The organism is Staphylococcus hsinchuensis, from assembly GCF_038789205.1.
Taxonomy (GTDB): Bacteria; Bacillota; Bacilli; order Staphylococcales; family Staphylococcaceae; genus Staphylococcus; species Staphylococcus hsinchuensis.
On the sequence record NZ_CP128355.1, the window covers coordinates 697,074 to 710,802 of the forward strand.

Here is a 13,729-nt window from a genome sequence, read left to right on the forward strand (position 1 = left end):
GAGATGTCTGAAACGTATACAAACTTTTTAGATAAACTAGATGAGTTAGAACGTATCAAACATGATAGTAATTACCTACGTGGCACAATCGAAGAAGGATTAGCTGACCCGATTACAGGATCTATCTCACAAGCAGATACAAAGCTCTTAAAGTTCCATGGTAGTTATCAACAAGATGACCGAGATTTAAGAGATGAACGTCGTAAACAAAAATTAGAACCTGCATATAGCTTCATGATTAGAGTAAGAGCGCCAGGTGGTGCAGCAACACCTGAGCAATGGATTGCAATGGATGATATTTCAAATAATTATGCGAATCAAACGATTAAATTAACAACGAGACAAGCATTCCAATTCCATGGCATTTTAAAACGCAATCTTAAACAATCTATGAAAGACATCAACCAATCATTATTAGACACACTTGCGGCATGTGGTGATGTAAACCGTAACGTCATGTGTAACCCAAACCCTTATCAATCTGACATTCATTCAGAAATTAATCAATATGCCCATGACATCAGTAAACATCTATCACCGAAGACACAAGCCTATCACGAAATTTGGTTAGATGGCGACAAAGTCTTAGATACAAGTGATGAAGAAGAAGTGGAACCAATTTACGGTAAGACATACTTACCTCGTAAATTTAAGATTGGTATCGCTGTTCCACCTTCAAACGATATTGATGTGTATTCACAAGATATAGGTTTAATCGCGATCATTGAAAACGATGCGCTCGTCGGTTTCAACGTAACAGTTGGCGGCGGCATGGGTATGAAACATGGTAATGACGATACTTATCCTCAACTTGGCCGTCTTATTGGTTATTTCCCTAAAGAACAAGTTGTGGACGTCTGTGAAAAAATCTTAACGATTCAACGTGATTATGGTAATCGTGAAAATCGTAGCAATGCACGCTTTAAATATACTGTTGATCGACTTGGTGAAGACTGGATTACAAACGAATTGAACAATCGTTTAGGTTGGGAATTAGAAGAAGCACGTCCATTCCATTTCGATCATAACGGTGACCGTTTAGGTTGGACAGAAGGTAATGGTAAATGGCATTTCACACTATTTATCCAAAATGGTCGTGTCAAAGATACAAAAGATTACCAATTGAAAACGGCTTTACGTCAAATTGCTGAAATACACGAAGGAGATTTCCGTTTAACACCTAATCAGAACTTAATTATCGCAAATGTGGATCCATCGAAGAAACCAGACATCGAAGCAATTATTTCTGAGTATGGCATCACTGATGGTGAACAATATACAGGTCTTAGAAGAAACTCAATGGCATGTGTTGCTTTCCCTACATGTGGATTAGCAATGGCAGAGTCAGAGCGTTATTTACCGTCATTGATTAATAAAATTGAAGATTTACTCGATGAAGCAGGACTTAATGAAGAAGAGATTACTATCCGAATGACAGGTTGTCCGAACGGTTGTGCAAGACCAGCGTTAGCTGAAATTGCATTTATTGGTAAAGGCCCTGGTAAGTACAATATGTATCTTGGAGGTAGCTTTACAGGTGATCGCTTAAACAAAATGTACAAAGAAAATATTGGTGAAGCTGAAATATTAGAAAGCTTGCAACCGATTTTAACGCAATATGCGAAAGAAAGAGAACAAGGTGAACACTTCGGTGATTTCGTCGTTCGTGCAGGAATTGTAGAGGCCGTTACAGATGGTCGCGTATTCCATAGTTAATAATTATAGAAAGTGGTGACAGTATGGGCAAAGTATTTTTAGTAGGCGCAGGCCCTGGAGATCCTGATTTAATTACCGTTAAAGGTATGAAAGCCATCGAACAAGCAGATGTTATTTTATATGATCGCTTAGTCAACAAAGCATTATTTGAATATGCCTCACCTACTGCGAAATATATGTATTGTGGGAAAGACCCCAATCGTCATTCGTTACCGCAGGAAGATACAAATAAAGTGTTAGTTAATTTGGCGAAGAAAGGTTATACCGTTACGCGCCTCAAAGGTGGAGACCCTTTCGTCTTTGGCCGAGGCGGAGAAGAAGCTGAAATATTATCTCAAAATCATATCCCGTTTGAAGTGGTGCCTGGCATTACATCCGGCATTGCCGCACCTGCTTATGCTGGTATTCCAGTGACACATCGTGATTATAGTTCTTCTGTTGCATTTGTGACAGGGGTGATTAATAAAGATGTGAATGAAGCGGACTATTGGACGCATCTTGCTTTAGGTCCTGAAACACTATGTATTTACATGGGTGTTAAAAATTTACCAGTGATTCGCGATCGATTGATCCGATATGGACGTGCTAGTGATACACCAGTCGCACTCGTCCACCTCGGTACTTCAAACAAACAAAAAACAGTCGTCGGTACTTTAGATAATATCGTCGAAGTTGCGAAAGATGTAGCAAACCCATCGATGATTGTCGTCGGAGAAGTAGTGAAACTTAGAGAGCGTATCAGTTGGTTTGAAGAAATGCCAACTGAAGAAGTTATAGCTAAACTAACTTAAAGTTTAGCGGCAGGAATAAAAATAATGAGTTCGATTAAGCTTTGTTGAGAAAGGAGGGTCAGTATGCGCGGCGTCTTATATGTCAGTCACGGAAGTCGTGTTCCAGAAGCTGTTGCAGAAGCAACGACCTTTATAGAATCCGTAAAAACCCGTGTAGATGTACCATTACAAGAAACATGTTTCTTAGAACTCGTAGAACCTACCTTATCACAAGGGTTTCAACGTTTAGTTGAACGAGGTGCCACAGAAATTTCAGTTGTACCCGTATTGTTATTAAGTGCAGGTCATTACTTTAAAGATATCCCAGCTGAAATTAAAGAGAACCAACAGCGTTTTCCAAACGTTGCAGTGAGTTACGGTAAGCCACTTGGGGTACAACGGCGTTTAACAGAAATTTTAAAGGATCGCATTGAAGAAACGCAAGCTACGGTACAGTCTGATGCCAAAATATTAATTGTAGGTCGTGGCAGTCGTAACCCCCAAACACAACGCGATTTAACTGAGATACAGCAACAACTTTGTGACATGTTAGACATGAGCAATATTGAAGTTTGCTATTTAGCAGCATGTAGTCCTGCCTTTGAAGGTAAGCTACAAGATGCTGTTAATGAACAACCCTCTCAAATCTTTATCGTGCCATATTTATGGTTTACCGGCATATTAGACCAACATATTATATCAGAGGCCGGACGATATAAAGATGAACCTAGCGACATTATCTTGTGTGAGAGATTAGGTCATCATTTAAACTTACAGCTTGCCTTAAGAGATCGAGTGATAGAAACATTTGATGACATAGACCAAACAGTGAAATTGAATTCATGATGAGGAGTGACAATATGTCTCTAATGCCTTTGATGATTGATATGCAAAATAAACATGTAGTCATAATCGGTGGCGGAAAGGTAGCCGAACGTAGAGTTCACAAATTCATAGATTTTACATCGCATATTCGAATTATTAGTCCTGAGTTAACACCTAATTTAAATGAGTTATATCAAGATTCGGTGATTGAATGGATTCAAAAAAAGTTTGAATCTTCAGAGGATATTGCACAAGCTGATTTAATCATTGTTGCAACGAACGATGAAGCAACGAATCAGCACATCTTAAAGGTGAAACCACCACACGCATTAATCAATATGGCTGGAGAGGCAAGTCAAGGTAATGTCATTGTTCCAAATATATTAAGACGTGGGCACTTAACGATTAGTATTACAACCAATGGTGCGAGCCCAGGGTTAACGTCACAACTATTATCAGAATTTGAGCAACGCTTTCCTACTTCTTACGAAAGTTACGTCGACTTTTTATATGAATGTAGGACTAAAGTGAAAAATAGTTCACTTTCATCAACTGAAAAACAAAACATATTAAAAGCATTGTTAGATGAAACGTATTTAGATACAAAAAAGCAAAAAGAAATAAAAATATGGTTAGATTCAATAAATTAAACGTATTGAAAGGGGTGCCCACACATGAGAAAACTATTGATATTTGCACTGGCAGGTTTTGTTGCACAAATGATTGATGGTTCATTAGGTATGGGTTTTGGTGCATCCTCCTCTTCTATTTTACTTACATTTGGGATAACACCTGCAATCGTTTCAGCGACCGTTCATTTTTCAGAAATAGCAACGACCGCCGTTTCAGGTACATCTCATTTGAAGTTTGAAAATGTGCATAAACCCACACTCATTAAATTAGCAATACCAGGAGCTATTGCAGCCTTTCTTGGTGCTGCGTTATTAAGTCATATTAAGGGCGATCTAATCAAGCCCGTAATAGCAATATTCCTATTATTGATGGGATTCTATATCTTATATCAATTTTTAATTAAACGAAACGAAGCAGTTGAAGATGATATCGATGTGAATAGTAAAAAACGACTTTTAGTTATTCCACAAGGTGCGATTGCAGGATTTTTAGATGCAATCGGAGGTGGCGGTTGGGGTCCAGTCAACACGCCACTCTTATTAGCACAGAAGAAGTTAGAACCAAGATATGCAATTGGAACTGTATCAGCGAGTGAATTTTTCGTCACTTTATCAGCTTCACTAGGATTCATTATTTTCTTAGGTTGGAGCGAAATTAACTGGGCACTCGTCATTTTCTTAAGTATCGGTGGCATGATAGCCGCGCCAATTGCTGCCTGGTTAGTAAAGGTTTTACCGATGAATATATTAGCGATATGTGTCGGTGGCTTAATCATTTTTACCAACAGTAATTCGTTGTTAAGTATAGCGAAATTCTCTGACTCCACAGAAACTACAATAAAAGTAGGCATTATCGTTGCTTGGATTATATTAGTAATTTTTGGAATTATACAAAATCATCACCATTCATTACACGTTTCTAAAAGTAAAAAATAAAGCGAAACATTTTAAAATTTCTAGAAAAGGAAGTGTGAATCATGACAAATCATACAATGACAATCGAACCCCACGGTGGGCAATTAATCAATAGACAATTAGAAGGTTCTGAAAGAGAACAACTCATCGCTGAAGCAAAGGAATTTCCATCCATCACATTAAATCCTTGGAGTTTATCTGATTTAGAGCTCATCGCAATCGGTGGGTTCAGTCCATTAACAGGGTTTATGAATCAAGCGGACTACAAAGAAGTTGTCGAAAATCTACATTTAAGCAATGGACTTGTATGGAGCATTCCTATTACATTACCAGTAATTGAAGCACAAGCCGATGCATTAACGATTGGCTCACGTGTCGCATTGTACGGTGAGGACGACCAACTTTATGGTGTACTCGATCTGGAAGAAAAATACACTTATGACAAAGAGCAAGAAGCAAAACTAGTCTACGGCACGACAGATGACGCGCATCCAGGTGTAAAAAAGGTTTACGAAAAAGGTAACGTTTATCTTGCAGGTCCAATCCATTTAGTAGAACGTCCAAAACACGACGAATTCGTAGACTTCCATTTAGACCCTGTTGAAACACGTCAATTGTTCCAAGATTTAGGTTGGAAGACAGTAGTAGGTTTCCAAACACGTAATCCTGTGCACCGTGCACACGAATACATTCAAAAAGCTGCGCTGGAATCAGTGGATGGTTTATTGCTAAATCCGTTAGTAGGTGAAACAAAATCGGACGATATTCCCGCATCTGTCCGTATGGAGAGCTACCAAGTTATCTTGAAAAACTATTATCCAGAAGATAGAGCACGCTTAGTCATCTATCCAGCTGCAATGCGATATGCAGGACCACGTGAAGCAATCTTACATGCGACAGTACGTAAAAACTACGGTTGTACACACTTTATCGTCGGCAGAGACCATGCTGGAGTTGGCGATTACTACGGTACATACGAAGCACAAGAGCTCATTGGTCAATATGAAGATGAACTAGGCATTCGCATATTGAAATTTGAACATGCTTTCTACTGCACAACATGTGAAAATATGGCGACAGCTAAGACATGTCCACATGATGCTTCTGCACATTTACATTTAAGTGGTACGAAAGTGCGTGAGAAATTGAAAAAAGGTGAATCACTACCGAAAGAATTTTCAAGACCTGAAGTTGCCGAAGTATTAATCAAAGGCATGCAAGAACAATAAAATTGAACAACAATCACATTAATTATTCATAATAAAAGGAGTGGCACGATGGCTCAATCGGAAAATATTACTTGGCATGACTCAGAAGTTAAAAAAACAGAACGTCAACAACGTAATAATCATAAAAGTGCAGTTATATGGTTCACTGGACTATCAGGGTCAGGGAAGTCTACAATCTCTGTCGCGTTAGAACAAGCACTATTCAACCAAGGTATGCAAACGTATCGTTTAGACGGAGATAACGTTCGACATGGATTAAATAAAAATCTTGGCTTTAGTCCAGAAGATCGCCAAGAAAATATTAGACGTATCGGTGAAGTGAGTAAATTAATGGTCGACGCAGGTATGATTACGGTGACTGCGTTTATTTCACCATATCGGGAAGATCGCGATGCTGTAAGAGCATTGTTGGATGATCAAGAGTTCATCGAAGTTTACACGCAATGTAGTTTAGAAACGTGTGAAGCGAGAGACCCTAAAGGACTGTATAAAAAGGCGAGAAATGGTGAAATTAGCGGGTTCACAGGTATTGATGCACCGTATGAAGAACCGACTCAAGCAGAAATCGTCGTAGATACGGAACAGTTGAGTGTCGATGAAGCGGTAGAACAAATTATTGCTTATCTTAAACAACACCACTATATCGACGCATAATTAAATGGTTAACACCGGTTTTATATAAAAAGAAGTGCTATGATAGCACTTCTTTTCTTTTATTTAGAGGACGAAAATAGTACTTAAGGTGTTGAATATAGAATAATCGTTGTCAAAATGTTATAGTAAGTCAATAAAATTTTTAGAAAATGAATATTAACAACGGTCATGATAAAAGATGTTTCAAGTGAGGTAGGTCATTAAGATGGAGAAACGTTTAGAAGAAATTTCGAAAGTTGAACTGCATTGTCATTTAGATGGTTCAGTGAGCGTAGAATTAATTAAACAATTAGCTCAAGAGCAAGGTGTGGCTTTAAACGAACAGCATTTATTAGTTAACGAAAAATGCGACAGTTTAGATGAATATTTACAATGTTTCGATGAAATTTTGAAAGTATTGCAAACTTACGATAGTTTAAAAAGGGCAGTTGTCGATGTAGTAGCTCAAGCAAATCGAGATAACGTGAAATATATCGAAATCCGTTTCGCACCTTTATTACATACAGAGCAAGGATTAACCGTACAAGATACGTTTGAAGCAGTCGAATCAGGTGTACAAGCAGCACTCGAACAGTTTGATATTAAAGTAAATATATTAGTATGTGCCATGCGCCAACATGAAAGTGAAGTCAATCGACAATTATTTGATGCAATTGCCGAACATCAAATCGATAGTAAAACACTTTGTGGCATTGATTTTGCTGGACCTGAAGCGGGTTTTCCTCCCGAATCCATTTCTTCGACGATACAATATGGCTTAGACCAAGGTTTCAACTTAACATTGCATGCAGGTGAATGTGGTTGTAAACATAATGTAATGGAATCTATGAGACTAGGTGCTCGTCGTATCGGTCATGGCGTTGCGATTAACGATGATGAAACTGCCTTGCAAGAAGTAAAGCAACGAGACGTATTACTAGAAATTTGTCCAAAAAGTAATATTCAGACAAACGCAATTCAACAATTGTCACAATTAAATCTTCCATATTTGTTAGAGCATGACATCCCTTTTATCATTAACACGGATAATCGCACAGTGACACAGACGTCATTAAATGAAGAATATCATTTATTATTGGACCATCATTTCATAGACTTAAAGCAAATTGTTGAAATTAATCAACGTGCGATTCGTTATGCATTTTTATCAGATCAAGAGAAAGAGAAATTACGAGCAGTGATAAAGTAAAATAGCCGTTTAAAACACAAATGGCAGGGGAGAGTCTGAGACAAAAAATGTTGTTTCAGGCTCTTTGTCAATAAGGTGGGGCTACGAAAGCTTTATTAAAAATTCGATTTCTGTCCTACTCCTTTTTTGTAGTATTCGGTAGTGTGGTAGAAATTTGAAAGAAATATAGGAAAGTGCCATAATCAAGTTAATTCGGTATAAGTTAGTATCAATCATTAAAAATATAACGATGACGTATAAAATAAATCTTGAGTAAAAAGAGGTGAAACAAATCATGGCACAAATGAGAAAGAACTTTATGTTGGGCGTCGGAGGCATCCTCGTTGCGATAGCAATGCTACCATTTATATTAATGATTCTCTCAATATCATTAGTCTTCCCACCCGTAGCAGATTCCCTTTACCGTGTGATCAACCGCGCAAAAGGTGGGGAAGAGGAGTAAGGAAAAAATTTATTAAATATCACTTAACCACCCGCTGAAAAAGGGTGGTTTTTTAATATAATTCGGCATCATCATTTTATTTATCGTTTCAATCCACTAGCGATAAACATGCTAGCGTCTTGGTTCATAAATATTTGTTTGCCATGATAAAACGTGTGAGTATGAATATCTTTCAATCCAATTGTTTCTAGGGTTTGCTTGATCTCTGATTGGTGGAAACCATTATAGACTGCGGGATGACTGACTTTATCATTTTTATCGAAATCAACGATAATGAACATGCCGTTTTGTTTTAATTGTGGTTCTAGTTGCTTTAATAATTGCTGGTAATCTCCACTATGCAATAATACTAAAGATAAAAATATGACGTCATATTGTTCTTTTTCAGTGGCTATGTTTGAATCGGTTAAAATATCTCCGACGAATCCTTGCATATTGTCTTTATCTAAAGCTTTGTATTTCTCTTTAAAGACGTTCACAATCTGTTCAGATGAATCTATAAGTATTACTGATTTAAAATGGTGATCGATTGATAAAGTAACTAAACCGGTACCACCACCATAGTCTAATAATGACTCGTATTGAGTTGTATCTAAGAGCTTATTTGTTTCATTGGCAATAATTTGTGCGAGTTCAATTCTGTTAGGGCTATCGTAGGCTTGTGCTAACTCGTTAAATTTTTCCTCATTCATATAAATACTCCTTTAGTTTATTCCTCACATTCATTTAAAACGTAATCATTCGTATTTATCTAACAACAATAAAATAACACATTTTGTAAATCGAAACAATTACGAAAATTTTTAATAAGATAAAAGGTTTCTCCACCCAAAGTAGTATTGAGCTATCAATTGAAATTTGGTTTACTTGAGTTTCTAAGTTTAATCTCCTTTTTGCCCTAATGTAAGCGACCATAAGCGGTGAATGTGAAAGGGGGATGATTGTGAAGTACTATATAAAAATGGTAGTTGCTGCGATTTGTATTTTATTACTGATGGTATGCATTCATTTTCAGTTAACGACGGGATTAGACCGTGCAGTTTATCAAACTTTGAGAGAACATATGAAGTCTGAAGTTGTAGTTCAATATTTACATATCATTTCGAATGTTTTTTCACCAGTGAATTGTTTGATATACATATTAATTATTTTAGTAGGGTTATTTGTTTATCGAAGATTTTTATTTTGGTGGTATGGTCTGTGGTGTTTTAGCATTTTTGCAATAGGTACATTTTTAAAGTATGTGATTCAACGTACCCGTCCGAATATTGATATTGACGGCTTTAGCTTCCCGAGTATGCATGTATTGAGTATCTGCATATTAGTGAGTTTCATCCTATTGTTAAAGCGCAATAAATTGTTAAAAATCATAGCCGTTTGCCTCGTCGTTTCTTTAATGATTTCGCGTATTTATTTACAAGCACATTATTTCACAGATACTTTAGCAAGTTTATTCGTTATTTATATGATGTTACAGGCATGCTATCTTATGCAAAATAGTGACAAACGTTTCCAAACAACTGAACCTCCCGATAAAAATTAAACAATATATCCACTTTTACAACTATAGTAATAACAAAACAATATAATATGAATGGAAATTAATTTATCTAGAATATTGAAACTAGAAAATGCATTTTACCTCTTATGTATAAAAAAGAAATATAAAAACTTATTGAAACGCTTACATTTTAGGATTATAATTTAATAAAGGATTTTAAAGGAGTTGTAAAAACTTGAAAATAAATAAAAGTTTAATTTTTATTTTGGGAGCACTGGGAGGCCTATTGTATGGTTATGATAATGGTGTTATATCTGGTGCGCTATTATTCATAGATAAAGATATTCCGCTCAACCAATATACTGAAGGTTTGGTTGTATCAGCAATGGTTGTAGGTGCAATCATCGGCGCTGGTGGTAGTGGGCCTTTATCAGATAGAATTGGTCGGAGACGTTTAGTGTTAATTATCGCATTAGTTTATATAATAGGTTCGTTGTTAATGGCATTTTCACCAAATATAGCGGTACTTATTTTAGGACGTTTCGTTATTGGTTTAGCTGTTGGTGGTTCAATGGCAACAGTACCTGTTTATTTATCAGAAATGGCACCAACAGAATTTCGTGGTTCACTTGGCTCTTTAAACCAATTGATGATCACGATTGGTATTTTAGTTGCGTTCTTAGTCAACTATGCCTTTACAGATATTGAAGGTTGGCGTTGGATGCTAGGTTTAGCTGTAGTACCATCTGTTATCTTATTAATTGGTATTGCATTTATGCCTGAAAGTCCAAGATGGTTGCTAGAACATCGTAGTGAGAAAGCAGCACGTGATGTAATGAAGATTACATTTAATAGTGATAAAGAAATCGATCATGAAATTAAAGAAATGCGTGAGATTTCGAAAGTTTCAGAATCTACATTGTCTGTGTTGAAATCACCGTGGTTACGTCCGACGTTAATTGTTGGTTGTGTGTTTGCGTTATTCCAACAAATCGTAGGTATCAATGCGATTATCTTCTATGCGCCTAAGATATTTGGTAAAGCTGGATTAGGTGAAGCGACATCAATCTTAGGTACAGTGGGTATTGGGACAGTCAATGTATTAGTTACGATTATCGCAGTATTTATTGCAGATAAAGTTGGCCGTAAGAAACTATTAGTGACAGGGAATATTGGGATGGTAGCATCATTAGTAATTATGGCTATCCTGATTTGGACAATGGGAATTAAATCATCTGCCGTAATTATCATTATTTGTTTATCATTATTTATCGTATTCTTCGGTTTAACTTGGGGACCAATTCTTTGGGTAATGTTACCTGAAATGTTCCCAATGCGTGCACGTGGGGCAGCTACAGGTATTGCCACACTTGTACTGAACTTCGGTACGTTACTTGTTGCGCAAATATTCCCAATCTTAAATAGTGCACTTAGCACAGAATGGGTCTTCTTAATCTTCGCGGTAATCGGTATTTTAGCAATGTTATTTGTTATTAAATACTTACCAGAAACGCGAGGCCGTAGTTTAGAAGAAATTGAATATGATTTAAGAAAACGTACATCTGCGAAGACACCAGATATGTAATTCGTAGTGAAACGTTATTTATAATAAAGCAAACGCTGACTTCATGATTAGATGAGGTCAGCGTTTTTTTAATAAGTATATGATTATGATTTAGCAAATAAATCGATGGCTGCTAGTGCACTGATGCGTTGGTTAGGGCTATTTGTAATTTCACCGATGATGTTCATAATGTCTTGGTGTGCGGCAACAACATCTTCTTCTGTTAAGTAGTCGACTTGGTAATTGTAGTCGATTGCTATGTCATTTTGGCTGTTTCTATTACTTACATTGAGACCTAGCGGAATGTGGTGTGCGTAAGAACTAAACCACTTATCTGTAAATCCTTTTTGGATTAAAGTCGGGTTATATTGATTTTTCTGGAATGAGACTGTGCAATCAAACAGTGGTTGTGTGCTCTTTGTATCTTTACGTAATGAATTGAAAGGATACTTACGGTGTTTAAGCACTTTGAAGGCCTCATTTTTAACTGTTCTTAAATGTGTAAGTAATGCATCTTGTGGGTCAATTTCCATAATAATGGGTAAGACACGTGCATAGTCACCGATCGTTGTTTTTTCGAATTGTTTATTTCTGTTATGAATTAGAATACCAGTTGATACTTGAGGAGAGCCTGTTCTGATATATTTTAAAAGCATCATAGCCGATGAAAATAAATTATTTAAACTGATTTCGTTATTTTCGCAAAATGTATAAATACTTTGAGTTGTCGTTTCTGATAAATGGAAACTCACTCTATCAGCCACTGCGTTTGAGTTTGAATGCTTTTCGAATAAAGGTGCAAATTTAAAGTTCTCAACTTTATTAGACCAGAAACGTTTGTCTTTGTTGAATTTATTTGAGTTTTTATATGCAATTTCATTTTCAATTGATTCTAAATAACCATGAGAAGAATTTGTCTTATGTTCACCATATAAGAAGTATTCGAACAATGCATTGCCAGATAGTGTCGTGCTCCATGCATCTGAAATCATATGGTGGTGTAATGTGAAGATTGCTGTTTGACCTTCAGGTAATGTTAGGATGGTAAATTCATAAAGAGGTTGGTCCATGCGGAAGATATTTTTACGGACTTGTTTGTCTACCCAGTAATCATAGGATTGTGGGTCGTTTGTAAAATCAATATATTCAAATTCTTGTTCCTTAAATTCGTCAATGTACTGTCTATATTCTGAACCGACTTGTGTTAATCGATACATATAAACGTCATGTTGGGCCATAACGTGATTGATACCTGTTACAATATCTGAAAATGGTATATCGTTGTTTATTGTAATGATACCAGCGATATTATTGATACTCGTATTAACATGCATCAGTTCTTTATTTAAAGATTCGACTTGTGCGTCTGATAATTGGAATGTTTTCATTCTAGCCCTCCTTGTTCCATGTTATGACAATTTACCATAATTATATTTAATGAATGTTAAGAAAATTTGATGAATTATGTCAATTTTGTTTCGTTTTCTTTTACAATTTGTATATATTCTTAAAGGATTTAAAAAATAAATAAATTAATTCTATGATGAACGCTGTTATAACAGGGATTATCAAGCATTGATTTGTAAATTTTATAGGAGGTTTTATTATATAAATTGAGGTAGCATTGTAAATTTTTTTCGGTAAAATTTTTTGTTTTAACTTTTTTTAGTCATTAGCTATCAAGTTTGAGTACCAATTGTGAGATAGTATGCATTATGACTTCGCTATAAACGAAGTTTTAATATAAAAAAGCCAATCCAAAAGATTGATTCACCTTTTAGATTGACTATGTCATAAATTCGTACAAAAATTATGGAATATTGACGTGATCCTGTCGTATGAGGGAGACGTTTTCACCTTGGTTATAAAGTTTTTCAACATGAAATTCACCCCAGTAACATAAAGCGCTGAGTATGTTACTTAACGACTTGCCGTATTGAGACAATTCATATTCTACTTTGGGAGGGACTTCATTATAAACAATACGATTAATGATTCCGTCTTTTTCTAATTCGCGTAATTGTTGTGTTAACATTTTTTGAGTAATCGTAGGGATTGCACGTTTTAATTCAGAAGTTCGCATTAATCCATTATTTTGTAAGTGACATAAAATAACCGGTTTCCACTTTCCTCCGATAACATCAATCGTTGCTTCTACCCCGATATTATACGATTTTGGCATAGTTTAAGCCTCCTTATGGATCATTTGAAATGCGTATCAATGACTGATTGTTATTTTACATTCTAACACAACTGTGTTAAATGGTATTTGAATTTAACTCAATATAATAT

Annotated in this window: 14 protein-coding genes; 11 read left to right on the plus strand and 3 right to left on the minus strand. The window is 36.1% G+C overall.

Features of this window, described 5'->3' with window-relative positions; translation table 11 throughout:
- Positions 1-3: 3 nt before the first annotated feature.
- From QQM35_RS03455 to QQM35_RS03495, 9 genes are all read left to right on the plus strand, one after another.
- On the plus strand, positions 4-1,716 hold the full coding sequence (locus QQM35_RS03455) for an NADPH-dependent assimilatory sulfite reductase hemoprotein subunit (RefSeq protein WP_251521441.1): 1,713 nt from the start codon (positions 4-6) through the stop codon (positions 1,714-1,716).
- 23 nt (positions 1,717-1,739) lie between these two features.
- Entirely contained in the window at positions 1,740-2,507 is a 768-nt protein-coding gene (gene cobA, locus QQM35_RS03460; RefSeq protein WP_251521438.1) for a uroporphyrinogen-III C-methyltransferase, read from the plus strand.
- Positions 2,508-2,570: 63 nt separating this feature from the next.
- A complete protein-coding gene (locus QQM35_RS03465) occupies positions 2,571-3,332 on the plus strand; it encodes a sirohydrochlorin chelatase (RefSeq protein ID WP_251521435.1) in 762 nt (253 codons plus the stop codon).
- A 14-nt stretch (positions 3,333-3,346) separates the two neighbouring features.
- Entirely contained in the window at positions 3,347-3,961 is a 615-nt protein-coding gene (locus QQM35_RS03470) for an NAD(P)-binding protein (RefSeq protein ID WP_251521432.1), read from the plus strand.
- 24 nt (positions 3,962-3,985) lie between these two features.
- Complete coding sequence (locus QQM35_RS03475; RefSeq protein WP_251521429.1) at positions 3,986-4,879, plus strand: sulfite exporter TauE/SafE family protein; 894 nt, start codon at positions 3,986-3,988, stop codon at positions 4,877-4,879.
- A 41-nt stretch (positions 4,880-4,920) separates the two neighbouring features.
- Positions 4,921-6,087, plus strand: coding sequence for a sulfate adenylyltransferase (sat, locus tag QQM35_RS03480; RefSeq protein ID WP_251521426.1), 1,167 nt, complete (start codon positions 4,921-4,923; stop codon positions 6,085-6,087).
- A gap of 48 nt (positions 6,088-6,135) precedes the next feature.
- On the plus strand, positions 6,136-6,741 hold the full coding sequence (gene cysC / locus QQM35_RS03485) for an adenylyl-sulfate kinase (protein WP_251521423.1): 606 nt from the start codon (positions 6,136-6,138) through the stop codon (positions 6,739-6,741).
- Positions 6,742-6,946: 205 nt separating this feature from the next.
- Complete coding sequence (gene add, locus QQM35_RS03490; protein WP_342610502.1) at positions 6,947-7,930, plus strand: adenosine deaminase; 984 nt, start codon at positions 6,947-6,949, stop codon at positions 7,928-7,930.
- 274 nt (positions 7,931-8,204) lie between these two features.
- Positions 8,205-8,372 (plus strand): hypothetical protein, encoded by a 168-nt coding sequence (locus QQM35_RS03495; RefSeq protein ID WP_251521420.1) that lies wholly within the window; start codon positions 8,205-8,207, stop codon positions 8,370-8,372.
- A gap of 80 nt (positions 8,373-8,452) precedes the next feature.
- On the opposite strand, the gene QQM35_RS03500 is transcribed toward QQM35_RS03495, so the two are convergent.
- Positions 8,453-9,064: a class I SAM-dependent methyltransferase gene (locus tag QQM35_RS03500; protein WP_342610503.1), complete on the minus strand. Its 612-nt coding sequence runs from the start codon at positions 9,062-9,064 to the stop codon at positions 8,453-8,455.
- A 251-nt stretch (positions 9,065-9,315) separates the two neighbouring features.
- Between QQM35_RS03500 and QQM35_RS03505 the strand changes: the two genes are divergently transcribed.
- Positions 9,316-9,915, plus strand: a complete 600-nt coding sequence (locus QQM35_RS03505; RefSeq protein WP_251521414.1) for a phosphatase PAP2 family protein — start codon at positions 9,316-9,318, stop codon at positions 9,913-9,915.
- 193 nt (positions 9,916-10,108) lie between these two features.
- Positions 10,109-11,458 (plus strand): sugar porter family MFS transporter, encoded by a 1,350-nt coding sequence (locus QQM35_RS03510; RefSeq protein WP_251521411.1) that lies wholly within the window; start codon positions 10,109-10,111, stop codon positions 11,456-11,458.
- 83 nt (positions 11,459-11,541) lie between these two features.
- On the opposite strand, the gene QQM35_RS03515 is transcribed toward QQM35_RS03510, so the two are convergent.
- The gene (locus tag QQM35_RS03515; protein ID WP_251521409.1) at positions 11,542-12,825 is read right to left on the minus strand and encodes a condensation domain-containing protein; all 1,284 of its coding nucleotides are present in this window, start codon (positions 12,823-12,825) and stop codon (positions 11,542-11,544) included.
- 422 nt (positions 12,826-13,247) lie between these two features.
- Positions 13,248-13,619 carry a winged helix-turn-helix transcriptional regulator gene (locus QQM35_RS03520; protein WP_251521406.1) on the minus strand — a complete coding sequence of 124 codons (372 nt, stop codon included), beginning with the start codon at positions 13,617-13,619 and terminating at the stop codon, positions 13,248-13,250.
- Between the last annotated feature and the right edge of the window lie 110 nt (positions 13,620-13,729).